At 54.4% G+C, this 23,443-nt stretch carries 21 protein-coding genes; 9 read left to right on the top strand and 12 right to left on the bottom strand.

The annotated features are described in order from the left end of the window. Window positions 1-20: 20 nt before the first annotated feature. Entirely contained in the window at window positions 21-662 is a 642-nt protein-coding gene (gene sspA, locus B9Y90_RS08780) for a stringent starvation protein SspA (RefSeq protein WP_008454872.1), read from the top strand. Between the two features lie 3 nt (window positions 663-665). Continuing rightward, a complete protein-coding gene (gene sspB / locus B9Y90_RS08775; RefSeq protein ID WP_085540990.1) occupies window positions 666-1,166 on the top strand; it encodes a ClpXP protease specificity-enhancing factor in 501 nt (166 codons plus the stop codon). An 82-nt stretch (window positions 1,167-1,248) separates the two neighbouring features. On the opposite strand, the gene B9Y90_RS08770 is transcribed toward sspB, so the two are convergent. After that, on the bottom strand, window positions 1,249-2,667 hold the full coding sequence (locus B9Y90_RS08770) for a glutamate synthase small subunit (protein ID WP_085540989.1): 1,419 nt from the start codon (window positions 2,665-2,667) through the stop codon (window positions 1,249-1,251). Between the two features lie 9 nt (window positions 2,668-2,676). Continuing rightward, window positions 2,677-7,137 (bottom strand): glutamate synthase large subunit, encoded by a 4,461-nt coding sequence (gene gltB / locus B9Y90_RS08765; protein ID WP_139827370.1) that lies wholly within the window; start codon window positions 7,135-7,137, stop codon window positions 2,677-2,679. Window positions 7,138-7,816: 679 nt separating this feature from the next. On the opposite strand from gltB, the gene B9Y90_RS08755 reads away from it, so the two are divergent. From B9Y90_RS08755 to B9Y90_RS08725, 7 genes are all read left to right on the top strand, one after another. Then, window positions 7,817-8,749 (top strand): tRNA modification radical SAM protein MnmL/YtqA, encoded by a 933-nt coding sequence (locus B9Y90_RS08755; RefSeq protein ID WP_085540988.1) that lies wholly within the window; start codon window positions 7,817-7,819, stop codon window positions 8,747-8,749. Between the two features lie 61 nt (window positions 8,750-8,810). Beyond that, the gene (gene arcB, locus B9Y90_RS08750) at window positions 8,811-11,153 is read left to right on the top strand and encodes an aerobic respiration two-component sensor histidine kinase ArcB (protein WP_085540987.1); all 2,343 of its coding nucleotides are present in this window, start codon (window positions 8,811-8,813) and stop codon (window positions 11,151-11,153) included. 231 nt (window positions 11,154-11,384) lie between these two features. Then, the gene (elbB, locus tag B9Y90_RS08745; RefSeq protein WP_039288171.1) at window positions 11,385-12,038 is read left to right on the top strand and encodes an isoprenoid biosynthesis glyoxalase ElbB; all 654 of its coding nucleotides are present in this window, start codon (window positions 11,385-11,387) and stop codon (window positions 12,036-12,038) included. After that, entirely contained in the window at window positions 12,035-12,763 is a 729-nt protein-coding gene (gene mtgA / locus B9Y90_RS08740) for a monofunctional biosynthetic peptidoglycan transglycosylase (RefSeq protein WP_085540986.1), read from the top strand. The genes elbB and mtgA overlap by 4 nt, the downstream gene beginning before the upstream one ends. 46 nt (window positions 12,764-12,809) lie before the next feature. Then, on the top strand, window positions 12,810-13,937 hold the full coding sequence (locus B9Y90_RS08735) for a sugar diacid recognition domain-containing protein (RefSeq protein WP_085540985.1): 1,128 nt from the start codon (window positions 12,810-12,812) through the stop codon (window positions 13,935-13,937). A 138-nt stretch (window positions 13,938-14,075) separates the two neighbouring features. After that, complete coding sequence (locus B9Y90_RS08730; protein WP_085540984.1) at window positions 14,076-15,344, top strand: GntP family permease; 1,269 nt, start codon at window positions 14,076-14,078, stop codon at window positions 15,342-15,344. A 10-nt stretch (window positions 15,345-15,354) separates the two neighbouring features. Beyond that, complete coding sequence (locus B9Y90_RS08725) at window positions 15,355-16,491, top strand: glycerate kinase (protein ID WP_085540983.1); 1,137 nt, start codon at window positions 15,355-15,357, stop codon at window positions 16,489-16,491. A gap of 15 nt (window positions 16,492-16,506) precedes the next feature. On the opposite strand, the gene npr is transcribed toward B9Y90_RS08725, so the two are convergent. From npr to kdsD, 10 genes are all read right to left on the bottom strand, one after another. Beyond that, complete coding sequence (gene npr / locus B9Y90_RS08720) at window positions 16,507-16,779, bottom strand: PTS phosphocarrier protein NPr (RefSeq protein WP_008454837.1); 273 nt, start codon at window positions 16,777-16,779, stop codon at window positions 16,507-16,509. Beyond that, complete coding sequence (rapZ, locus tag B9Y90_RS08715; protein WP_008454836.1) at window positions 16,776-17,630, bottom strand: RNase adapter RapZ; 855 nt, start codon at window positions 17,628-17,630, stop codon at window positions 16,776-16,778. The genes npr and rapZ overlap by 4 nt, the downstream gene beginning before the upstream one ends. Window positions 17,631-17,676: 46 nt before the next feature. Continuing rightward, window positions 17,677-18,174, bottom strand: a complete 498-nt coding sequence (gene ptsN, locus B9Y90_RS08710) for a PTS IIA-like nitrogen regulatory protein PtsN (RefSeq protein WP_085540982.1) — start codon at window positions 18,172-18,174, stop codon at window positions 17,677-17,679. A gap of 81 nt (window positions 18,175-18,255) precedes the next feature. Next, the gene (gene hpf / locus B9Y90_RS08705) at window positions 18,256-18,543 is read right to left on the bottom strand and encodes a ribosome hibernation promoting factor (RefSeq protein WP_008454833.1); all 288 of its coding nucleotides are present in this window, start codon (window positions 18,541-18,543) and stop codon (window positions 18,256-18,258) included. Window positions 18,544-18,565: 22 nt separating this feature from the next. After that, entirely contained in the window at window positions 18,566-19,999 is a 1,434-nt protein-coding gene (gene rpoN / locus B9Y90_RS08700; protein ID WP_039288153.1) for an RNA polymerase factor sigma-54, read from the bottom strand. A gap of 48 nt (window positions 20,000-20,047) precedes the next feature. Then, window positions 20,048-20,773: an LPS export ABC transporter ATP-binding protein gene (gene lptB / locus B9Y90_RS08695; protein ID WP_008454830.1), complete on the bottom strand. Its 726-nt coding sequence runs from the start codon at window positions 20,771-20,773 to the stop codon at window positions 20,048-20,050. Window positions 20,774-20,779: 6 nt separating this feature from the next. Further along, window positions 20,780-21,331, bottom strand: coding sequence for a lipopolysaccharide ABC transporter substrate-binding protein LptA (gene lptA / locus B9Y90_RS08690; RefSeq protein ID WP_039288150.1), 552 nt, complete (start codon window positions 21,329-21,331; stop codon window positions 20,780-20,782). Then, on the bottom strand, window positions 21,300-21,872 hold the full coding sequence (gene lptC, locus B9Y90_RS08685; RefSeq protein ID WP_039288147.1) for an LPS export ABC transporter periplasmic protein LptC: 573 nt from the start codon (window positions 21,870-21,872) through the stop codon (window positions 21,300-21,302). The genes lptA and lptC overlap by 32 nt, the downstream gene beginning before the upstream one ends. Next, the gene (kdsC, locus tag B9Y90_RS08680) at window positions 21,869-22,435 is read right to left on the bottom strand and encodes a 3-deoxy-manno-octulosonate-8-phosphatase KdsC (RefSeq protein ID WP_085540981.1); all 567 of its coding nucleotides are present in this window, start codon (window positions 22,433-22,435) and stop codon (window positions 21,869-21,871) included. Before kdsC ends, lptC begins: the two co-directional genes overlap by 4 nt. A gap of 16 nt (window positions 22,436-22,451) precedes the next feature. Further along, window positions 22,452-23,438: an arabinose-5-phosphate isomerase KdsD gene (gene kdsD / locus B9Y90_RS08675; protein WP_085540980.1), complete on the bottom strand. Its 987-nt coding sequence runs from the start codon at window positions 23,436-23,438 to the stop codon at window positions 22,452-22,454. Window positions 23,439-23,443: the final 5 nt, after the last annotated feature.

The raw sequence follows: 23,443 nt of genomic DNA, 5'->3' as shown, positions 1-23,443 counted from the left end.
GGATAAACTTGGAGGTTTTCATGGCTGTCGCTGCCAACAAACGTTCGGTGATGACGCTGTTTTCCGGTCCTACTGACATCTACAGTCACCAGGTACGTATCGTCCTGGCTGAGAAAGGTGTTAGCGTTGAAATTGAGCATGTGGAAACGGATAACCTGCCTCAGGATCTGATTGACCTCAACCCCAATCACAGCGTACCGACCCTGGTTGACCGCGAGCTGACGCTGTGGGAATCCCGCATCATCATGGAATACCTTGATGAGCGTTTCCCGCACCCACCTTTGATGCCGGTTTATCCGGTTGCGCGTGGTGAAAGCCGTCTGTACATGCACCGTATTGAGAAAGACTGGTATTCGCTGATGAATGTGGTGATGAATGGCTCAGCGCAGGAAGCGGAAGCCGCTCGTAAGCAGCTGCGTGAAGAGCTGTTGAGCATCGCCCCGGTCTTTACCCAGAAGCCTTTCTTCCTGAGCGACGAGTTCAGCCTGGTCGACTGCTATCTGGCTCCGCTGCTGTGGCGCTTGCCGCAGATGGGCATTGAGCTGACAGGTGCTGGCTCCAAAGAGATGAAAGGGTACATGACCCGCGTCTTCGAGCGTGACTCCTTCCTGGCCTCTTTGACCGAACCTGAGCGCGAAATGCGTCTGCAGACCCGAGGCTAATTGATGGATATGTCGCAGCTGTCGCCGCGCCGTCCTTATCTGCTGCGGGCCTTTTATGAGTGGCTGTTGGATAACCAGCTCACGCCGCATCTGGTGGTAGATATCACGCTGCCGGGCGTACAGGTTCCGATGGAGTATGCGCGTGACGGGCAAATTGTGCTGAACATCGCACCTCGTGCCGTAGGGAATCTGGAGCTGGCCAACGACGAAGTGCGCTTTAACGCGCGTTTCGGCGGCGTACCTCGCCAGGTTAACGTGCCTATGGCTGCCGTGCTGGCTATTTATGCACGTGAAAATGGCGCGGGCACTATGTTTGAGCCGGAAGCGGGCTATGACGAAGACGCAGAAAGCCACAACGATGACCAGCCAGTCCTCGGTGAGACTGAAAAAGTGATGCAGGTTATTGACGGCGATCGCCCGGATCACGGTGATGATGAGAATAACCCGGATGACGATCCGCCGCCGCCTCGCGGTGGTCGCCCCGCACTGCGCGTGGTGAAATAACAAAAAGCCAGTCGAAAGACTGGCTTTTTTTATGGTGCGATAGCGACTAAAGCTGGCGGCCGAAGCCGCCAGATTTTAACGCTTATACTTCGAGGAAGTTCAGGATCCCGTCAGCAGCTTTGCGCCCTTCAGCAATAGCCGTTACCACCAGATCGGAACCGCGAACCGCATCGCCACCGGCGAAGATTTTCGGGTTGCTGGTCTGGAAAGCATTCTCGCTAGCTTCTGGCGCGAGAATGCGCCCCTGGCTGTCCAGCTCAACGCTCTGCTGCTCCAGCCACGTCATGCTGTGAGGGCGGAAACCGAAGGCCATTACCACCGCATCGGCAGGCAGTACATGCTCGGAACCGGCGACGATCTCCGGGCGGCGACGGCCATTAGCATCCGGCACACCCAGCTCGGTACGGGCCACTTTCACACCGCACACCCGGCCATTAGCGTTAATTTCCACGCCCAGTGGCTGCAGATTGAACTGGAACTCTACGCCTTCTTCACGCGCGTTTTTCACTTCGCGCTTAGAGCCCGGCATGTTTTCTTCGTCACGACGGTAGGCACAGGTCACGTGGGTTGCACCCTGGCGCACTGAAGTACGCACGCAGTCCATAGCGGTATCCCCGCCGCCCAGCACGACAACTCGCTTGCCTTCCATGCTGACATACGGTTCTTCGGCTGTTTCGCTGAAGCCCATAATCTGCTTGGTATTGGCGATGAGGAACGGCAGGGCGTCATACACGCCTGGCGCGTCTTCATTTTCGAGACCACCGCGCATGGACTGATAGGTGCCGACGCCCAGGAACACGGAGTCGTATTCGCTCAGCAGTTCGTCCATTTGCACGTCGCGGCCTACTTCGGTATTGAGTTTGAATTCAATCCCCATCCCGCTGAAGATTTCGCGACGCTTGGTCATTACCTCTTTTTCCAGCTTAAAGGCTGGAATGCCGAAGGTCAGCAGACCGCCGATTTCAGGGTGTCGGTCATAAACCACTGCCTTCACGCCGTTACGCGCCAGAACGTCCGCACAGGCAAGCCCGGCAGGGCCTGCACCGATGATAGCCACGCGCTTACCGGTTTGCTTCACGCCGGTCAGGTCCGGCTTCCAGCCCATCTCAATCGCTTTATCGTTGATATAGCGCTCGATATTGCCGATGGTCACCGCCCCGAACTCGTCGTTCAGCGTGCAGGAGCCTTCGCAAAGACGGTCCTGCGGGCAGACGCGGCCGCAGACTTCCGGCAGGCTGTTGGTTTGGTGAGACAGCTCGGCTGCCTCAATAATGCGGCCCTCATTGGCCAGTTTCAGCCAGTTTGGAATGTAGTTATGAACCGGGCACTTCCACTCGCAGTACGGGTTGCCGCAGGAGAGGCAGCGGTCAGCCTGCGCCTTGGCCTGCCCCTCAGAGAACGGCTCGTAGATTTCCACAAATTCAATTTTGCGGATCTTCAGCGGCTTCTTCGGCGGATCAACGCGCTGCAAGTCGATAAATTGATAAACGTTTTGACTCATCGTGACCTCTTACTGCGCCTGCACCCGCAGCTCAGCTGCGGAACGACTGCGGTGACCCAACAATGCTTTGACATCACTGGACTTCGGTTTAACCAGGGTGAATTTCGAGGCGAATGCCGGCCAGTTGGCCAGGATCTCTTCGCCGCGCTGGGAGCCGGTCAGCTGAACGTGTTCGGTGATCATGCCGCGCAAGTGCTCTTCATGAATCGCCAGTTCTTCTACATTCAGTAATTCAACCAGTTCCGGGTTCACGCGTTTGCGGAATTCACCGTCTTCGTCCAGTACATAGGCGAAACCGCCCGTCATACCAGCCCCGAAGTTAACCCCCGTTTTGCCCAGAATACAGACGATACCGCCGGTCATGTATTCACAGCCGTTATCGCCGATGCCTTCAACCACGGTGATCGCACCGGAGTTGCGCACCGCGAAACGTTCACCGGCACGGCCTGCGGCATACATCTTCCCGCCAGTGGCACCGTACAGGCAGGTGTTGCCAATAATGGTCGCTTCGTGGCTGCGGAAGGCTGAGCCCACCGGTGGACGCAGAGAAATCAGCCCGCCAGCCATGCCTTTGCCGACATAGTCGTTGGCATCACCGGTCAGGTGCAGCTCAACGCCGCCTGCGTTCCAGACGCCGAAGCTCTGGCCTGCGGTACCGCTAAAGTGCGCCTTGATTGGGTCAGACGCCAGGCCCTGGTCGCCGTGTTGCTGGGCGATGTAGCCGGAAAGCGAAGCCCCAATCGAACGGTCAGTGTTGCGAATATCAAACCAGAACGTTTTGCTCTGCTTGTCGTCCACATACGCCTGCGCCTGGTTCAGCAGCTGTGCGTTAAGGTCGCCCTTATCGAACGGCGGGTTATGCTCGGTGCAGTACACCGCTTTGCCCGGCATCGGCTCAGCCGTTTTCAGCAGAGCAGACAGATCCAGCTTCTGCTGTTTGGCGGTAAACCCGTCCAGCTCTTTCAGCAGGTCGGTACGGCCAATCAAATCAACCAGACGTTTCACGCCCAGCAGCGCCATCAGTTCGCGGGTTTCGCGAGCGATGAATTCAAAGTAGTTGGTCACTTTGAACGGCAGGCCGTGGTAATGGTTTTTACGCAGTTTGTCATCCTGAGTTGCAACGCCGGTTGCGCAGTTGTTCAGGTGACAAATTCGCAGGTATTTACAGCCCAGTGCAACCATTGGCCCGGTACCGAAGCCGAAGCTTTCAGCCCCAAGAATGGCCGCCTTAATGATGTCGAGGCCGGTTTTCAGGCCGCCGTCTACCTGCAGGCGAATCTTATGGCGCAGGCCGTTAGCCACCAGCGCCTGCTGAGTTTCCACCAGGCCAAGTTCCCACGGGCAGCCCGCGTATTTCACGGACGACAGCGGGCTTGCGCCGGTGCCGCCGTCGTAGCCGGCAATAGTAATCAGGTCAGCATAGGCTTTGGCTACGCCCGTCGCGATGGTGCCGACGCCCGGTTCGGAAACCAGCTTCACGGAAATCATCGCCTTCGGGTTAACCTGCTTCAGGTCGAAAATAAGCTGCGCCAGATCCTCGATAGAGTAAATATCGTGGTGAGGCGGAGGTGAAATCAGCGTCACGCCGGGCACGGAATAGCGCAGCTTGGCGATGTAAGGTGTCACTTTATCACCCGGCAGCTGACCGCCTTCGCCCGGTTTTGCGCCTTGTGCAACTTTAATCTGGATAACGTCGGCGTTGACCAGGTAGGCAGGCGTCACGCCAAAGCGGCCGGAAGCGACCTGCTTGATACGGGACACTTTATTGGTGCCGTAGCGCGCTGGATCTTCGCCGCCTTCGCCGGAGTTAGAGTTCCCGCCGATGCTGTTCATCGCCTCAGCCAGGGATTCATGTGCTTCCGGGCTCAGGGCGCCGATAGACATCGCCGCGGTATCAAAGCGTTTGAACAGCTCGGTTGCTGGCTCAACGTCTTCAATTTTGACGGACTCGTCCTGCGGATTCAGCGCAAGCATATCGCGCAGCGTGGCGACAGGACGCTCGTTAACCAGCTTCGCGTATTGCTGATAGTCGCTGTATTCGCCGCTCTGCACCGCTTTTTGCAGCGTTTGCACTACGTCCGGGTTATAGGCGTGGTATTCCCCGCCGTGAACGAATTTCAGCTGACCACCCTGATCCAACGGCTTACGTACCAGCCAGGCGCGTTTGGACAGGTTCAACAGATCCTGCTGGAAGTCGCCAAAGCCTGCACCACCGATGCGGCTGACCGCGCCCTGGAAGCAAAGCTCGGACACTTCTTTATGCAGACCCACCGCTTCAAACAGCTTAGAGCAACGGTAAGAGGCGATAGTCGAGATGCCCATTTTGGACATGATCTTGTACAGCCCTTTGTTGATGCCGTTGCGGTAGTTCTGCATCACGGTGCGGTAGTTTTTGTCGATAGCGCCGTTGTCGACCAGCTTCGCCAGGGTTTCATAGGCGAGGTACGGGTAGATTGCGGTCGCGCCGAAGCCCAGCAGCACGGCGAAGTGATGCGGATCGCGGGCGCTGGCGGTTTCAACAATGATGTTGGCATCACAGCGCAGGCTCTTCTCAACGAGGCGAGTCTGGATGGCGCCCACGGCCATTGGAGCCGGAACCGGCAGGCGATTTTTGGCAATATTACGGTCGGACAGCACCAGCAAGACAGTGCCGTTGCGAACCATGCGTTCCGCTTCGTCGCACAACGCCATCACCGTTTCGTGCAGCGACTTCTCGGTCACGTCATAGGTGATGTCGAGCGTATCGGCGCGATAGTGTTCCTCTTCCAGCGTGGTGAGCTGCTGGAAATCGGACCACAGCAGAATCGGCGATTTGAAGCTCAGGCGGTGTGCCTGGCCTTCTGCTTCACAGAAGACGTTCATTTCGCGACCAATGCTGGTGGCCAGGGACATGACGTGGGCTTCACGCAGCGGATCGATTGGCGGGTTGGTCACCTGCGCAAACTGCTGGCGGAAGTAGTCGTAAATAATGCGTGGTTGGCTGGAAAGTACGGCAAATGGGGTGTCATCGCCCATTGAACCCACGGCTTCCTGGCCATTTTCGCCCAGCACACGGATCACTGAATCCAGCTCTTCGCTGCTGTAGTTAAACTGTTTCTGGTAGCTGGCGAGCGTGTCGTCGTCGAGCTCCCGTGCGCCCACTTTTTCGTCCGGCAGGTCTTCAAACGGCACCAGGCGGCGAACGTTGTTCTCCATCCACTCTTTATACGGATGGCGGCTTTTCAGCTCGGCATCGGTTTCAGCGGAGTGCAGAATACGCCCGACACGGGTGTCGATAACCATCAGCTCGCCCGGGCCAACGCGGCCTTTCTCAACCACTTCATCCGGCTGGTAGTCCCAGATCCCGACCTCAGAGGCGCAGGTGATGAGCTTGTCCTTGGTGATCACATAACGTGCCGGACGCAGGCCGTTACGGTCCAGGTTACAGGCGGCGAAACGCCCGTCCGACATAACGATACCGGCCGGGCCGTCCCACGGCTCCATATGCATGGAGTTAAAGTCGAAGAAGGCACGCAGCTCAGGATCCATGTTCGGGTTGTTCTGCCATGCAGGCGGAACCAGCAAACGCATGGCGCGCACGATATCCATCCCGCCCGCCAGCAGCAGCTCAAGCATGTTATCCATGGAGCTGGAGTCGGAGCCGGTTTCGTTCACGAACGGAGCGGCGTCGTGCAGATCGGGGATCAGCGGCGTCTGGAATTTATAGGTACGTGCGCGCGCCCACTGGCGGTTACCGGTGATGGTGTTGATTTCACCGTTGTGCGCCAGATAGCGGAACGGTTGAGCCAGCGGCCAGCGTGGCACGGTGTTGGTGGAAAAACGCTGGTGGAACAGGCAAATGGCCGATTCCAGGCGCAGGTCCGCGAGGTCCAGGTAGAAGCGCGGCAGGTCAGCCGGCATACACAGACCTTTATAAATGTTCACCAGGTTAGACAGGCTGCAGATATAGAAGTCTTTATCTTCCTGGATGCGTTTTTCGATGCGGCGACGGGCGATAAACAGGCGGCGTTCCATATCACGAGGGCGCCAGCCCGCCGGGGCGTTAACGAAAATTTGTTCAATACGTGGCAGAGAGGAGAGGGCGATTTCACCGAGCACGTCTTTGTTCACCGGCACTTCACGCCAGCCAACAATAGACAGCGTTTCGTTTTGCAGCTCTTCTTCAACAATGCGGCGGCTGGCGCGGGCAAGCGCGTCATCCTGGTTCAAGAAAATCATGCCAACGGCATAGTTCTTGGCCAAACGCCAGTGGCGCTCTTCTGCAACAATGCGGAAGAAACGATCGGGTTTTTGCAGCAGCAGACCACAACCGTCGCCGGTTTTACCGTCGGCAAGGATGGCACCACGGTGCTGCATACGGGCTAGCGCGTGAATAGCGGTACGCACTACCTTGTGGCTAGGTTCGCCTTCTATGTGGGCGATCAGGCCGAAACCACAGTTATCCTTCTCAAGGGATTTATCGTACAACATATCAGTGAACCTCCCCAGGCTCTACGTTACTCCCAACCGTTTGCGCGTGGACGCAGCAAGGGCATGGCGACGGGGTTTGCGCATCATACGCTTGCCTCGCGTGTCGCCCTCTTAATGTCCAACGCATCCGGTGTCACAAGTGTTGAGGACTTGCTTTAGAGGGAATCTCAATTACTGCATAAATATGATGGGCACAGAACCCATCCAGAAAGCTTCCAGCGGATTTCCAACTTATCGGGAAAGAGCACACAGGTCAAATGGCATTCTTATTTATACAAAACTGTGCTAAGAGTGACTTAATATTATGAATTTAATGGTTTTTTGTTCTTTTTTGACTGTGGGGAAACGACGACGAACGCCGAGTGTTATGTGATCGTCCTCACTATCCGAAAGGCCGTGAAACTCCAGACCATGCTGGCATGAATGATATTGCCAGCATGATATGCTGCTTAATCCCCGTGAAGTGCAGCATGACACTGTTTTTCACCGTTCGTCATATTCTTTAAATAAAGGGCCGCATCATAAGGAAAAGTAATCAAGCCTGATGTGAATAGAGTTGCACTTATTTTGAGTTTATATGCAATAGGTAAGGCTGCGCCGAAGCGATTGATCCAGGTCATCGCCGGTGCGAGAAGAAAATGGCAGGCTAGTCCCCTTTTTCGGGACGGCCCATCAGATTATGCAGTTACAGAAATTAGTCAATATGTTTGGCGGCGATCTCTCTCGTCGCTACGGGCAAAAAGTCCATAAACTCACGCTGCATGGCGGTTTCAGTTGCCCCAATCGCGACGGTACGATCGGGCGAGGCGGCTGTACTTTTTGCAACGTGGCCTCTTTCGCTGATGAAACTCAGCAGCACAATTCCATTGCCGAGCAGCTCGCACACCAGGCCAGCCGTGTGAATCGTGCTCAGCGCTATCTGGCTTATTTCCAGGCCTATACCAGCACCTGGGCTGAAGTGCAGGTGTTGCGATCGATGTACCAGCAGGCGGTCAGCCAGACCAGCATCGTGGGGCTGTGCGTGGGTACCCGGCCTGACTGCGTGCCCGACAGCGTGCTGGATTTGCTAAGCGATTATCACGCTCAGGGCTATGAAGTGTGGCTGGAGCTGGGGTTACAGACGGCGAATGACAAAACGCTGCATCGCATCAACCGTGGGCACGATTTTGCCTGTTATCAGGAAACTACCCGCCGGGCCCGAGCGAGGGGGTTAAAGGTTTGCAGCCATCTGATTGTCGGTTTACCGGGTGAAGGCCAGCAGCAATGTAGGGACACGCTGGAGCAAGTGGTTGAAACCGGTGTAGACGGCCTGAAGCTACACCCTCTGCATATCGTTGACGGAAGCATTATGGCCAAAAGCTGGCGAGCAGGTCGCCTTGAGGGGATCACGCTGGATGAGTATGTCGTCACCGCGGGAGAAATGATTCGCCATACGCCACTTGATGTCGTGTTCCATCGCATTTCGGCTAATGCCCGGCGTCCAACCTTGCTTGCCCCTTTATGGTGTGAGAACCGCTGGGCCGCGATGGTGGATATCGACAAGTATTTGCTGGCGCACGGGGCGCAGGGGTCAGCGCTGGGCACGCCGTGGGATCTCTCAGTTCTTTCGTAAATCCTGAGCCCGGTTCCTTTTTGCGGTATATTTAGCGCATCCAAGGCGAAGGAATCGTTCCATGAAGCAAATTCGGTTATTGGCGCAGTATTACGTTGATCTTATGGTGAAGCTGGGGCTGGTGCGCTTCTCCCTGCTGCTGGCTTCGGCGCTGGTCGTGTTGGCGATGGTGGTGCAAATGGCCGTCACCATGCTGCTGAGCGGCCAGGTTGAAAGTATCGACGTTGTCCGCTCTATCTTCTTTGGGTTGTTGATTACGCCCTGGGCGGTTTACTTCCTGTCAGTTGTGGTTGAACAGCTTGAGGAGTCCAGGCAACGGCTGTCGAAGCTGGTGGAAAAGCTGGAGGAGATGCGTGAGCGCGACCTCATTCTTAACGTGCAGCTTAAGGACAATATCGCCCAGCTTAACCAGGAAATCGCCGACCGTGTAAAAGCGGAAGCCGAGCGCCAGACCATGCTGGAGCAGCTTAAAGTTGAAATGCAGGAGCGTGAGGAGACGCAAATCCGGCTCGAGCAGCAATCCTCTTTCCTGCGCTCTTTCCTTGATGCTTCGCCCGATCTGGTCTTCTATCGCAACGAAGACCGGGAGTTTTCAGGCTGCAACCGGGCGATGGAGTTGCTGACCGGCAAGAGCGAGAAACAGCTTATCCACCTCAAGCCGCAGGATGTGTACTCTGCCGAAGCCGCTGAGAAGGTGCTGGAAACAGACGAAAAAGTGTTCCGCCACAACGTGTCTCTGACCTATGAGCAATGGCTGGACTACCCGGATGGCCGTAAAGCCTGCTTTGAAATTCGTAAAGTGCCTTATTACGACCGTGTCGGTAAACGCCACGGGCTGATGGGCTTTGGCCGCGATATTACCGAGCGTAAGCGCTATCAGGACGCGCTGGAGCGTGCGAGCCGGGACAAGACCACCTTTATCTCCACCATCAGCCACGAGCTGCGTACGCCGCTGAATGGCATTGTCGGCCTGAGCCGTATTCTGCTGGATACCGATCTCACCGCCGAGCAGACCAACTATCTGAAAACGATTCATGTTTCTGCCATTACGTTGGGCAATATTTTCAACGATATCATCGATATGGACAAGCTCGAGCGCCGCAAAGTGCAGCTCGATAACCAGTCGGTAGATTTCACCAGCTTCCTGGCCGATCTGGAAAACCTCTCTGGGCTGCAGGCTCAGCAGAAAGGGCTGTCGTTTGTGATGGACCCGACGTTACCGTTGCCGCACAAAGTGGTGACGGACGGGACGCGTCTGCGTCAGATCCTCTGGAACCTGATCAGCAATGCCGTGAAGTTCACGCCAAAAGGGGGATTAGTCACGGTACGGGTTCGCTATGAAGAAGAGAGCTGCCTGCGCTTTGAGGTTCAGGATTCAGGGATTGGTATTCCGGTGGACGAGCAGGACAAAATCTTTGCTATGTACTATCAGGTTAAAGACAGCCACGGCGGCAAGCCTGCGACCGGAACGGGGATTGGGCTGGCTGTTTCTCGCCGTCTGGCGAAAAGTATGGGCGGGGATATTACCGTCACCAGCAAGCCGGGTGAAGGTTCCCTGTTCACGCTGACCGTTCAGGCGCCGAGCGTGGCCGAGGAAGTGGAAGACACGCTGGAAGATGACGATATGCCGCTGCCTGCCCTGCATGTGCTGCTGGTGGAGGATATTGAGCTTAACGTTATCGTGGCGCGTTCTGTGCTCGAGAAGCTTGGCAACAGCGTTGACGTAGCAATGACCGGGAAAGACGCACTGGAGATGTTTATACCGGGCGAATACGATCTGGTGCTGCTGGATATCCAGTTGCCGGATATGACCGGGCTGGATATCTCCCGCGAGCTGAATAAACGCTTTAGCAAAGACGAGCTGCCGCCGCTGGTGGCGCTAACGGCTAACGTGCTGAAAAACAAAACTGAGTATCTTGAGGCCGGGATGGATGATGTGCTGAGTAAGCCGCTCGCCGTGCCTGCCTTGATGTCGATGATCCAAAAATTCTGGGATAAGCAGATAACGGAGAAGGAGCCTGTGGTGGCAAAAGTCGATAGTGAAAAACAGCAAGCGTTACTCGATATTCCGATGCTCGAACAATATATCGAGCTGGTGGGGCCGAAACTGATTATCGATGGCCTGGCGATGTTTGAAAAAATGATGCCGGGTTATTTAGAGGTGCTCGATTCCAATATGACCGCGCGGGATAACAAGGGCGTGGTGGAAGAGGGGCATAAAATTAAAGGTGCGGCAGGTTCTGTTGGTTTGCGGCATTTACAGCAGGTTGCCCAGCAAATTCAGTCCCCAGATTTACCTGCGTGGTCTGATAATGTCGGGGAATGGATCGAAGAGCTGAAACAAGAGTGGCAACATGACGTTAGCGTATTAAGAGCGTGGGTTGCGGACGCTGGAAAAAAATGACCCCGGCCAGGCCGGGGTGCGCGAATACTGCGCCAACACCAGGGAAAACAGGGTTGCGCCTTTTTTAGCGTTGAATTATCGAATGGCACAACCAGCAATTCGCGGGCTGTCAGCCATATAAGATAGCAAACCTTAAAATATTTGTTACGTGAATCAGTAAAATATGTGAAGCATAGCGATCAAATTAACGTGGCTGATACTGATTCACCGGGAACAAAAAGGAGCGGACGGATGAAAAAAATAGGCGTAGTGCTAAGCGGCTGTGGGGTTTATGACGGTAGTGAGATTCATGAGGCCGTATTAACGCTGTTGGCCATTTCTCGTGCTGGTGCTGAAGCAGTTTGCTTCGCGCCGGATAAACCTCAGTCTGACGTGATCGATCATTTAACAGGCGAAGCTGCAGCAGAAACTCGCGACGTGCTGGTAGAAGCGGCGCGCATCACTCGCGGCAATATTCAGCCGTTGCGTGAAGCTTTGTCTGAAAACCTTGACGCATTGATTGTGCCGGGTGGTTTTGGCGCGGCTAAAAATCTAAGCACCTTTGCTTCGCAGGGCGCTGATTGTGAGGTTGATGCAGATTTACGCCGCCTGGCGAGGGAATGTCACGAACAGGGCAAGCCGCTCGGTTTTATGTGTATTGCCCCGGCGATGCTGCCAAAGATTCTGGATATGCCTGTGCGTCTCACCATTGGCACGGATATCGATACCGCTGAAGTGCTTGAAGCTATGGGCGCTGAGCATGTTCCTTGTCCGGTAGATGATATCGTGGTGGACGAAGAACAGAAGGTCGTCACCACTCCTGCTTACATGCTCGCGCAAAATATCGCTGAGGCCGCTGCCGGGATCGACAAGCTGGTTGCCCGCGTGCTGGAACTTAGCGCATGAGTAAAGGGCGTTTCGCGCCGTGGCAGTGGGTTAAACGCTGGCTGCTGAAAGCTGTTCTGGCGGTTTTGGCGGTCTGGTTCATGGGCATCCTGGTTTTCCGCTTCCTCCCGGTGCCGTTTTCCGCAGTGATGGTGGAGCGGCAGTTCAGCGCGTGGTTCAGCGGCAACTTCGGTTACGTTGCCCATTCTGACTGGGTTTCCATGGATGATATTTCGCCGTGGATGGGGCTAGCGGTGATCGCCTCTGAGGACCAAAAGTTTCCCGAGCACTGGGGCTTTGATACCGATGCCATAGAAAAGGCCCTGTCTCACAACGAGCGTAACGAAAAAAGGGTACGAGGCGCGTCGACGATTTCCCAGCAAACTGCAAAGAATTTGTTTTTGTGGGATGGGCGGAGCTGGCTACGTAAAGGGCTGGAAGCCGGCCTCACGGTGGGGCTTGAAACCGCGTGGAGCAAGCGACGTATTCTGACGGTGTATCTGAATATTGCCGAATTTGGTGAAGGCGTTTTCGGCGTGGAGGAAGCCTCTCGTCGTTACTTCAACAAGCCAGCCAGCCGGCTGACGCCCGCCGAAGCCGCGCTGCTCGCCGCCGTCCTGCCTAATCCGATTCGTTTTAAGGCTAATGCGCCTTCAGGCTATATTCGCCAGCGCCAGCAGTGGATTTTGCGGCAGATGCGCCAGCTGGGCGGGGAGTCATTCCTTGAGCAATACAATTTAAAATAACCCGCACCTGGCGCACTCGCACTGCCTCCCCGACAAGGTAAACGCTATGATGACCTCCTGCCTTAAAGAAGATACCGCCCGGCAAATTGTCCAGCGCACCATGAGCATTATCGATCACTCGGTGAATGTGATGAGCGAACAGGGCGTGATTATTGCCTCTGGCGATCCGCGTCGTCTGCATCAGCGTCATGAAGGTGCTGTCCTGGCCCTGACAGAAAACCGAACCGTTATTATTGATGAAGCTTCTGCCCGGCGGCTGAAAGGGGTTAAACCCGGCATTAATTTGCCTATTGTCTTTCGCCAGAAAATTGTTGGCGTGGTGGGGATTTCTGGCGAGCCAGAGAAAGTGCAGGCTTACGCTGAACTGGTCAAAATGGCGGCCGAGTTGATCCTTGAACAGGCGGAAATGCTTGAGCAAAATCAGTGGGAAAAGCGCTACCGGGAGCAACTCACAGCGCAAATTATTTCCGGGCAGCAAAGTCTGGCGGAACTGCGCCCTATGGCCAGCGGTCTTGGCGTAGATCTTGAGCTGCCACGGGTTGCGCTGATGATTGATTTTCCCTCTCGGGATGTTTTGCGCCAGCGGGAGCTGCTCGAGCGACTCGGCGGTTACGACAGCCAGGCGTTAGTGACGCCCGTCGGCTTTGAACAAATCGCAATGCTGTTACCCCTGGGCGGCGGACGAGCTGAGGAGCCGCTGGTTTTGTTGAAAAAAACGCTGCGGAAACTTCATTCTCAGCTGCTGGCGCATTTTGAGGTCACCCTGTCAGTCGGAGGATTCTTCGACGGTGACGATGGGTTACGGCGTTCCTGGCTTAGTGCCGTAGCGCTACATGAGATGTCTGCAAGGCAAAAAGTTGGCCGGTCGATTTTGTACTATCAGGATCTTTTATTGCCTGTGCTGCTCAACGGACTTTCCGGCAGCTGGCAGGCCGATGAAATGGGGCGAGCGTGGCAAACTCTCTGTAAGGCTGATTCGAAAGGTGTGCTTCGCCGCACGTTGCGCTGCTATTTTGAACAGAATTGTGATCTGTCTCAAACGACAAAATTGCTGCATATTCACGTCAATACACTGCGCTATCGACTCAGCAAGATAGAATCAATAACGGCTTTAAATATTAATAAGTTAGATTCAGTTCTTCAGCTGTTTATTGGTATGCAGCTTAGCGACTGATTTGTAGCAATCTACAAAAAAGCATTTCTTACGCCGTCCATTTTCTGGTGTTTCCTCTCAAGCTATTCGCTGCCTGCTCAGGGTAATGTCCCGCCGTACCTTTCGATCTCCCTAAAAAAATCAAAACAGGAGTGAGTTATGACCACGGTTTCGGCTCTGGGCGCCCTGGTGGCGCTGGTTGTTTCTATTGTTCTTATTTTACGCAAGGTTCCCCCGGCCTACGGCATGATTGCCGGTGCTCTTGCTGGCGGATTAGTCGGCGGCGCCGATTTAGTGCAGACGCTTTCGCTAATGATTACCGGGGCGCAGGGGATTACCAATGCGGTACTGCGCATCCTAGGGGCAGGCATACTGGCGGGGGTGCTGATTGAGTCCGGGGCCGCCAACACAATTGCCGAAACTATTGTCCGTAAGGTTGGCGAGAAAAGGGCGCTATTTGCTCTGGCAGTGGCGACCATGTTGCTGACCGCCGTCGGCGTATTTATCGATGTCGCCGTAATTACCGTTTCACCTATTGCACTCGCGATTGCTCACCGGGCCGATATTTCGAAAATGGCTATTCTGCTGGCAATGATTGGCGGCGGGAAGGCCGGCAACGTTATGTCGCCCAATCCTAATACGATTTCGGCGGCCGACGCTTTCCATGTTCCCCTCACCGACTTAATGATGGCGGGCATCGTGCCGGGTCTGTTTGGTCTGGTGTTAGCCTATTTCCTGGCGAAGCGGTTGCAGCATCGGGGCTCCAAAGTTTCCAGTAACGAGCTTATTGCCGGGGAAAAAGAGAAGGCCTTGCCCGCGTTTGGTGCGGCAATAGCGGCTCCGCTGGTGGCTATCTGCCTGCTTGCACTTCGCCCGATTGCCGGCATTGCGATTGATCCGCTGGTTGCGTTGCCGATAGGCGGCCTGATTGGGGCTATAGTGATGGGGCAGTGGCGGCAGACAAATCATTTTATGGTGTCGGGGCTGGCGCGTATGTCTCCGGTAGCGATTATGCTGCTGGGGACCGGAACGCTGGCCGGGATCATCGCCAACTCCGGGTTGAAGGGTGTACTGATTAGCGGTTTAACTGCCTCCGGCATGCCGTCCTACCTTCTGGCTCCTTTTTCCGGAGCGCTGATGTCAATGGCTACGGCATCAACAACGGCCGGGACGGCGGTGGCTTCTGCCGTGTTTAGTTCAACGCTTGTCGATATGGGCATTTCTGCACTCGCCGGGGCGGCAATGATCCATGCCGGGGCAACGGTGCTTGACCATATGCCGCACGGCAGCTTTTTCCATGCCACTGGGGGGAGCGTGAATATGCAGGTTCACGAACGCTTAAAACTGCTTCCCTATGAAACCGCCGTTGGTTTGGCCATCGCTTTTGTTTCAACCCTGATGTTTGGCGTGTTTAATTTAGCGGGTTAATGAGGTTGCCATGAAAATTGTTATTGCCCCCGATTCTTTCAAAGAGAGCCTGAGCGCGATGCAGGTCGCTGAGGCCATTGAGCAAGGTTTTCGCGAGATTTACCCGAACGCAGAGTATATCAAGCTGCCGATGGCCGACGGAGGAGAAGGCACCGTTGAATCTATGGTTGCCGCGACGCACGGGCAAATCATCCCTGTAACTGTGACCGGCCCGCTGGGGCTGCCTGTTGAGGCTTTCTTTGGCATAACGGGCGACGGTGAAACCGCCATCATTGAAATGGCGGCCGCATCAGGGCTGCATTTGGTGCAGCCCGAAAAACGAAATCCGCTGCTGACCGGCACTTTTGGCACCGGGGAGCTTATTCTGGCGGCGCTGGATCGCGGTGCTCGCAAAATCATTATTGGTATCGGCGGCAGTGCGACCAATGACGGCGGGGCCGGTATGATGCAGGCGCTGGGCGTCAGGCTTCGTGATGAGCAAGGCAATGAGCTTTGTGCCGGCGGTGCTGCCCTGGCCGGGCTTTCAGAGATAGATGTTAGCCAACTGGATACTCGCCTGGCGCAGTGCGACATTATGGTTGCCTGCGATGTTGATAATCCACTGTGCGGTGAGCGCGGTGCGTCGGCGGTCTTTGGGCCGCAGAAAGGCGCTACGCCCGAACAGGTTACGCAGCTTGATACTGCTCTCAGGCATTATGGCGAACAGCTGGAGCACATCAGCGGCAAGGCTGTGATTACCGTGGCAGGTGCCGGGGCAGCAGGAGGCATGGGGGCATCTTTGTTTGGTTTACTTCATGCTCGCCTGCAGCCCGGAGTGGAAATTGTAACGGACGCTTTGCGGCTTGCCGACGCCGTTCAGGGAGCAGACCTGGTTATTACCGGAGAAGGACGTATAGACAGTCAGACCATTTACGGCAAAACGCCGATTGGCGTGGCGAGGGTAGCTAAGCGTTTTCAGGTACCGGTTATTGCGCTGGCGGGTGGGATGACGACTGATTACGGCGTAGTCCATCAGCACGGTCTCGACGCCGTTTTCTCGGTGCTTAATCGGGTACAGACACTGCCGGAGGCGTTGGAAAGGGCGGGCGAGAATATTAACGTGACGGCGCGAAACGTTGCCGCAGTATGGAAAATAGGGCGCGGTTAGAGCCGCGCACAGCGGTTAGTCTTCGTCAAATCCGGCATTGAACAGAGCAATCACGGCAGCCAGGGCTTGCTCTTCTTCCGGGCCAGTGACTTCTATTTCGATATGGCCTCCTTTGGCTGAATCCAGCATCAGGAGGGCAATCACGCTGCTGGCTTCGGCCTCGGTCCCCGCTTCATTTCTCAGCATCACTTCTGCATCAAAACTTTGTACCAGCTCAAACAGTTTCATCGCCGGGCGCGCGTGCATGCCCAGCTTGTTGGTGATTTCAACGGTCTGCTTTACGCTCATGTTTTACGTTTTTCCAGCGTGCGGTGACGGGACTGGACGTTCTTCCCGCGTGAACGGAAGTAGTCGGCCAGTTGCTCTGCAATATAAACCGAGCGGTGTTTACCACCGGTACAGCCAATCGCCACGGTCAGGTAGCTACGGTTGTTGGTTTCCAGCATCGGTAACCATAACTCAAGATAGCTGCGGGTCTGGTAGATAAAATTGTGTACTTCTGTGTGCCTGTCGAGGAAGGCGGCGACCGGGCGGTCGAGGCCGGTCATTGGGCGAAGTTTTGGATCCCAGTGCGGGTTCGGCAGAAAACGTACGTCGAACACATAATCGGCGTCAATTGGTATGCCATGCTTAAAGCCGAAAGACTCGAACACCATGGTGAGTTCGCGTTCACGTTTACCCAGCAGGCGAGTACGCAGCATCTCTGCCAGTTCATGCACCGACATTTCTGAAGTGTCGATGATCAGGTCCGCTCGGGATTTTAGCGGTTCGAGGAGATCGCTTTCTTCATCAATCGCACTTTCCAAAGAGAGATTTTTGCTGGAAAGCGGATGAAGACGGCGTGTGTCGCTATAGCGGCGAATCAGCGTATTACGATCGGCATCAAGGAACAGTAACTGCGGAGAAAAAGCGTCTGGCAGGCTGTCCATCGCGTGCTCGAAGATCTCCGGCGACTCCGGCATGTTGCGCACGTCAATGCTGACCGCAGCAGAGATTTGCCGATCGGCAAGCGTTTTTGCCAGCTCTGGCAACAGGACAACCGGCAGGTTATCCACGCAATAGAATCCCATATCTTCCAGTGCGCGCAAGGCTACAGACTTCCCTGAACCTGAGCGGCCGCTGACAATCATCAGCACCATGTAATCATTCCCCCGATTTATCTGTCTGAGACATCAAACGCGCCGATTATTCGTTTTCGCCGTCGTGATCGACTTCTGTTTCAGTAATTATCTGGTAAAGCTCTTCGTCGCTGCTGGCTGAGCGCAGTCTGCGACAAATAGTTTTATCCGCCAGACGCTTGGCCACCAGGGAAAGCGTGTGCAGGTGAGTTTTTGTCTGGTCAGCCGGTACCAGCAGCGCAAATAACAGGTCAACCGGTTGATTGTCGATGGCATCAAAAGCGATTGGCGTTTCCAGTTGAACAAAGACGCCAACGGCGCGGAGCGTATCTTCCTCCAGTTTACCGTGAGGAATAGCGATGCCGTTGCCAATGCCGGTACTGCCCATACGTTCACGGGTCAGTACGGCTTCGAAAACGACCTGTGGTGGAAGACCAAGCTGCTTGGCTGCCAGTTCGCTGATGATTTCCAGCGCACGTTTTTTACTCTGGCAGTGGACGCCACTGCGAGTACATTCCTGGTTAAGGACATTGCTCAGTTGTAGAGCGGAATCGTTGTTCATCATAAGTTCACCTAAGCACTTTTGTGCAAACGGCCCGCTACTTAAGCAGCGGGCCGGCCATATGCACATCGGATGCCCGGATTATCAGTGTTGTTTTAGTTTATCTTTGTGTTTCGTTAACTGTCGGGCCAGTTTATCAATCAGGCCGTCAATCGCCGCATACATGTCCTGGCCTTCGGCACTGGCATGCAGTTCTCCACCGTTCACATGCAGCGTAGCATCCGCTGTATGGGTGACTTTTTCCACCTTTAATACAATATAGACCTGGTTGATTCTTTCGAAGTACTGCTCCAGTTTGGCAAATTTCGAGTTCAGAAATTCACGTAGTGCCTCAGTGATCTCGACGTTTTGTCCCGTAATGTTGAGCTGCATAGTGTCTTCCTTATCGGTGAAGTCACACCAGCTGTTTACGCTGGTTTGACGGTGGAATGGATAAAGACTCTCGGTACTTCGCAACTGTGCGGCGCGCCACCATGATACCTTGATCTGACAGCATTGAGGTTAACTTACTGTCGCTCAGCGGTTTGGCGGGGTTTTCCGCAGCTATTAACTTCTTCACCAGCGCCCGAATTGCCGTGGAGGAGGCTTCACCGCCGCCTTCGGTATTGACGTGGCTGGAGAAGAAATATTTCAATTCAAAGATGCCGCGTGGGCTATGCAAATATTTCTGAGTGGTCACCCTGGAGATTGTCGACTCATGCATGTCCACCGCCTGAGCAATATCGGCCAGCACCATCGGCTTCATGTGCTCTTCACCGTGCTCAAAGAAGGCCTGCTGCTGTTCGACAATGCAGCGGCTCACGCGCAATAGCGTATCATTGCGGCTTTCCAGGCTTTTGATCAACCATTTCGCTTCCTGCAGGTTACTGCGGATGAACTGCGAGTCACTGTCATTGCGCGTATTGCCGCTCATGGCTGCATATTGCTGGTTGATTTTGAGACGCGGGATGCTGTCTGCGTTAAGCTCTACAACCCAGCGCGCCAGGTGTTTGCGCACCAGTACATCAGGGATAACGTACTCAGGTTCACCCGTTTGGATCGACTGGCCAGGGCGGGGATCAAGAGACTGAATCAGGCACATGGCCTCTTTAAGCGCGTCCTCTTTGATACGCGTGACGCGCATCAACGTCCGGAAGTCATGATTTGCCAGCAGATCTAAATGATCGCTAACGATAAGCCGGGCTTCCGCCAGCCATGGGGTCTCTTTGGCGTATTGAGAAAGCTGAATCAGCAGGCAATCGCGTAAATCCCGCGCGGCAACGCCGACGGGATCAAAACGTTGGATACGTTTGAGGACGGCTTCCACTTCGTCAAGGCTGACATCGTCGTGGCCCAGGCTCTCGAGAATGTCTTCCAGTGGAACAGTGAGATACCCGGTTTCATCCACCGCATCGACAATAGACGTCGCAATAGCGGCATCCGTATCGGAAAATGGTGTCAGATCGACCTGCCACATCAGGTAATCCTGGAGTGACTGGGTCGTTTCACCCTGGTAGATCGGTAGCTCATCGTCCAGATAGTCCGTTCCTGTCCCTGAAGGGGTACCGGCGGTGTAAATTTCATCCCAACTGGCATCCAGAGGCAGCTCATCGGGCATTTCTTTCTGCTCGAGGGCTTCACGGGTATCCATTGCTTCGCTCTCAGGCATTTCCTGAGTATCGATCTCATCATGCAGGTCGGTTTGCTCAAGCAATGGATTACTGTCCAGTGCCTGCTGGAGTTCTTGCTGAAGCTCTAACGTTGAGAGCTGTAGCAGACGAATGGCCTGCTGCAGCTGGGGCGTCATAGCAAGTTGTTGGCTAAGCCGTAATTGCAAACCTTGCTTCATGTTCAGAGCAAACTTCCTCAAATAAGTCGTGTAAGACTTCCCACCCTATCAGAGTCTGAACTCTTCGCCCAGATAGACTCGCTTAACTTGCTCGTCTTCAAGGATTTCTTCCGGTGTGCCGTGGGCAATCAGATGCCCCTGACTAACGATGTAAGCGCGTTCGCAGACGGCCAGCGTCTCGCGGACGTTATGATCGGTAATCAACACGCCGAGGCCGCTGTCACGCAGGTGCTCGATGATGCGTTTGATATCAATAACGGAAATAGGGTCAACCCCGGCAAAGGGTTCATCCAGCAAAATGAATTTCGGGTTGGCCGCCAGCGCGCGGGCGATTTCAACGCGGCGACGTTCACCGCCGGAGAGCGACTGCCCAAGGTTGTTGCGCAGGTGCGAAATGTGGAACTCTTCCATCAGCTCGTTAGCGCGATCGTCACGCTGCTCTGACGTAAGATCGTCACGAATCTGCAGTACCGCCATCAGGTTATCAAATACGCTCAGGCGACGGAAAATGGACGCTTCCTGCGGCAAATAACCGATGCCGCGACGCGCGCGAGCATGTAGTGGCAGTAAGCTGATGTCTTCTTCATCAATAATGATGTTGCCCGCATCGCGTGGCACGATCCCCACCACCATGTAAAACGTCGTAGTTTTACCGGCACCGTTCGGCCCGAGTAACCCCACAATTTCACCTGATTTAACGGTCAGGCTGACGTCTTCGACTACGCGGCGGCCTTTGTAGGCTTTGGCCAGGTTTTTCGCAATTAAAGTTGCCATAACGAATCAGTTACTCTTTTTCGGTGCCGGTTGCTGGCCGTTTTTGTTTTGCAACTGAGACGGTACCAGTACGGTGGTCACGCGTTTGCCTTTCTCGCTAAACGCCTGCATTTTTTGCTCTTTCACCAGGTAGGTGATTTTGTCGCCGGTGATGTTGCTGTCCAGTTGTTCAAGGTAAGCGTTGCCGGTCAGCACAACGAAGTCTTTAGCCAATTCATAATGCATGGTTGAGGCGTGGCCTTTTACCGGCTTACCGTTGTCCTGCATTTGATAGAAAGTAGCAGGGTTACCATAGCCATCAATCACCTCTTTGCCTTGTTCACCGCCTGGGCGGGTCACAACGACTTTATCGGCGTTGATTTTGATCGTGCCCTGGGTCACAACCACATTGCCGGTGAAGGTGACGACGTTGCCCTGCATATCGAGAGACTGCTGGTCGGATTCGATATGAATAGGTTGGTCGGTATCACCCGTCAGTGCCCAGGCAGACAAAGGTGCGGCAAAGAGCGAACCAAGCAGAACAAGTTTAAGGCTGAGTTTGTTTATTTTGGATTTCATAAGAGGTCTTAACCTTTTCAATCAGCTGTGCAGTTTGGCTGCGTAAATTGCCACGCATTTTCAGGCCACTGGAGTTAAATGTGGTGCCGTACAGGGTAACAAGATCGTCAGAAGCGACATCCTGAGTGATTAAATTCACCTGCGCATTATCCGTCGTGATTTTGCGTAACTGAGAATCAGGCGTTAGCGCTGTGACGATGACGTTGCCGTACAAATAAAGCATTTTATCATCGGTAAGTTTGGCGCGATCCGCGTGAATTTCCCATGTGGCGATTTTATTTTCATCGTACTGAGTCATGACCGGCTTAGTGAACCATGAAATGCCAGTATCGGAAAAGTATTCAACGTGTTGAGCAATAAGCTTATAGTTCAACGCGCCCTGCGGGTTGTATACGACCGTTGTGGAGAATTCGCTTTGGTAAGTCGGCGTGTCGTTGTTAACGGTTACGCTAGGTTCGTCCTTCTCCGTCAGATTCAGGCCGATAAGCACTAATGCCGCAATGGCGAGCAGGAAAATAATCCAACGTTTGGTCTTGCTCATATGGATTGCCCTTTAGCCTCATCAAGCTTGCCTTGCGCCATCAACAGAAGATCGCAGATTTCCCGCACTGCACCTCGCCCACCGCTAATTCTGGTCACATAATCCGCTTTTGGCGTCAATAATGGGTGAGCATCAGCAACGGCAACGCTTAAACCGACTCGTTCCATGACTGGCCAGTCGATCAAGTCATCGCCAATATAGGCCACCTGATCGGGAGACAGCGCAACCTTTGACAGCAAATCCTGAAACGCCACAAGCTTATCTGATTGACCTTGATAGAGATGGGTAATGCCCAACGTTGTGCAGCGTTCTTCCAGCAGCTTTGCTTTCCTTCCAGTAATAATAGCGACTTCTATTCCTGAGGTCAGGGCACAGCGAATGCCATAGCCATCGCGCACGTTGAAGGCCTTAAGCTCTTCACCGCTGTTGCCCATGTAAATAAGGCCGTCAGACATCACGCCGTCGACGTCCAGAATCAGCAGACGAATCTCTTTCGCCCGCGCTATGACCTGCGCGCTTACCGGTCCATAACAGGTATTGAGCAGCGCATCACGGTTACTCATTAAGGCTAATCCTTTTTTAAACTACGCCTGCGCGTAGCATGTCATGCATATGTACCACACCCAGCAACTGGTCGCCATCTGCGACCAGAACCGAAGTAATATGGCGTGACTGCATCAGGTTTAATGCATCAACAGCCAATGTTCCTGGACGTACGCGAATGCCGCCTGTTGTCATGACATCCGCAATACGTAAGGTATGTAAATCGACGCCCATATCGAACACGCGACGCAAATCGCCATCGGTAAAGATGCCTTCAATTTTCATCAGGTCATTGCAGATGACCGTCATTCCCATATTTTTACGGGTAATCTCCAACAGCGCATCGCGCAAAGAAGCCTCTTTGCTCACGTGCGGGATATCATCACCAGTGTGCATGATATCGTTTACGCGGAGTAACAGCTTACGACCCAGCGCGCCCCCAGGATGAGACAGCGCAAAATCTTCAGCGGTAAAACCACGGGCTTTCAGTAACGCCACGGCTAGCGCATCGCCCATAACCAGCGTCGCCGTTGTGCTGGAGGTTGGCGCGAGGCCGAGAGGGCAAGCTTCCTGAGGCACTTTGATGCACAGATGGATATCCGCTGCGCGTCCCATTGAACTTTCCGGGCGGGCGGTCATGCAAATCAGAGGAACCTGAAGACGCTTTAAGACCGGGATGAGCGCCAGAATTTCGTTCGACTCACCGGAATTAGAAATCGCCAGAACTATATCCTGTGCTGTGACCATGCCTAAATCACCGTGGCTGGCTTCCCCTGGGTGCACAAAAAAAGCTGGCGTGCCGGTGCTGGCAAAGGTTGCCGCTATTTTTTTCCCAATATGACCCGATTTCCCCATCCCCATGACAACAACTTTGCCGGGACAGTAGAATATCTTCTCACAGGCCAGTGAGAAATCGTCGTTAATGTACTGGTCGAGCTGAGCCAGGCCTTCACGTTCAATATTGAGCACGTCTTTGCCCGCTTGTTGAAAGTCAAAACCCGGTGCTAAATCTATATGAGACATAATTC

The sequence above is a fragment of the Cedecea sp. NFIX57 genome (assembly GCF_900177785.1).
Lineage (GTDB): Bacteria > Pseudomonadota > Gammaproteobacteria > Enterobacterales > Enterobacteriaceae > Cedecea > Cedecea neteri_C.
This window is presented reverse-complemented; position numbering and strand designations above follow the sequence as displayed.

What these genes read in the sequence shown, in the direction of transcription:
- sspB (WP_085540990.1), top strand. Translation starts at nt 666, where the DNA reads ATGGATATGTCGCAGCTGTCGCCGCGCCGTCCTTATCTGCTGCGGGCC.
- kdsD (WP_085540980.1), bottom strand. Translation starts at nt 23,438, where the DNA reads ATGTCTCATATAGATTTAGCACCGGGTTTTGACTTTCAACAAGCGGGC.
- B9Y90_RS08725 (WP_085540983.1), top strand. Translation starts at nt 15,355, where the DNA reads ATGAAAATTGTTATTGCCCCCGATTCTTTCAAAGAGAGCCTGAGCGCG.
- B9Y90_RS08730 (WP_085540984.1), top strand. Translation starts at nt 14,076, where the DNA reads ATGACCACGGTTTCGGCTCTGGGCGCCCTGGTGGCGCTGGTTGTTTCT.
- hpf (WP_008454833.1), bottom strand. Translation starts at nt 18,543, where the DNA reads ATGCAGCTCAACATTACGGGACAAAACGTCGAGATCACTGAGGCACTA.
- sspA (WP_008454872.1), top strand. Translation starts at nt 21, where the DNA reads ATGGCTGTCGCTGCCAACAAACGTTCGGTGATGACGCTGTTTTCCGGT.
- gltB (WP_139827370.1), bottom strand. Translation starts at nt 7,137, where the DNA reads ATGTTGTACGATAAATCCCTTGAGAAGGATAACTGTGGTTTCGGCCTG.
- elbB (WP_039288171.1), top strand. Translation starts at nt 11,385, where the DNA reads ATGAAAAAAATAGGCGTAGTGCTAAGCGGCTGTGGGGTTTATGACGGT.
- ptsN (WP_085540982.1), bottom strand. Translation starts at nt 18,174, where the DNA reads ATGATGAACAACGATTCCGCTCTACAACTGAGCAATGTCCTTAACCAG.
- rpoN (WP_039288153.1), bottom strand. Translation starts at nt 19,999, where the DNA reads ATGAAGCAAGGTTTGCAATTACGGCTTAGCCAACAACTTGCTATGACG.
- lptA (WP_039288150.1), bottom strand. Translation starts at nt 21,331, where the DNA reads ATGAAATCCAAAATAAACAAACTCAGCCTTAAACTTGTTCTGCTTGGT.
- B9Y90_RS08755 (WP_085540988.1), top strand. Translation starts at nt 7,817, where the DNA reads ATGCAGTTACAGAAATTAGTCAATATGTTTGGCGGCGATCTCTCTCGT.
- arcB (WP_085540987.1), top strand. Translation starts at nt 8,811, where the DNA reads ATGAAGCAAATTCGGTTATTGGCGCAGTATTACGTTGATCTTATGGTG.
- npr (WP_008454837.1), bottom strand. Translation starts at nt 16,779, where the DNA reads ATGAGCGTAAAGCAGACCGTTGAAATCACCAACAAGCTGGGCATGCAC.
- B9Y90_RS08770 (WP_085540989.1), bottom strand. Translation starts at nt 2,667, where the DNA reads ATGAGTCAAAACGTTTATCAATTTATCGACTTGCAGCGCGTTGATCCG.
- lptB (WP_008454830.1), bottom strand. Translation starts at nt 20,773, where the DNA reads ATGGCAACTTTAATTGCGAAAAACCTGGCCAAAGCCTACAAAGGCCGC.
- rapZ (WP_008454836.1), bottom strand. Translation starts at nt 17,630, where the DNA reads ATGGTGCTGATGATTGTCAGCGGCCGCTCAGGTTCAGGGAAGTCTGTA.
- kdsC (WP_085540981.1), bottom strand. Translation starts at nt 22,435, where the DNA reads ATGAGTAACCGTGATGCGCTGCTCAATACCTGTTATGGACCGGTAAGC.
- lptC (WP_039288147.1), bottom strand. Translation starts at nt 21,872, where the DNA reads ATGAGCAAGACCAAACGTTGGATTATTTTCCTGCTCGCCATTGCGGCA.
- mtgA (WP_085540986.1), top strand. Translation starts at nt 12,035, where the DNA reads ATGAGTAAAGGGCGTTTCGCGCCGTGGCAGTGGGTTAAACGCTGGCTG.
- B9Y90_RS08735 (WP_085540985.1), top strand. Translation starts at nt 12,810, where the DNA reads ATGATGACCTCCTGCCTTAAAGAAGATACCGCCCGGCAAATTGTCCAG.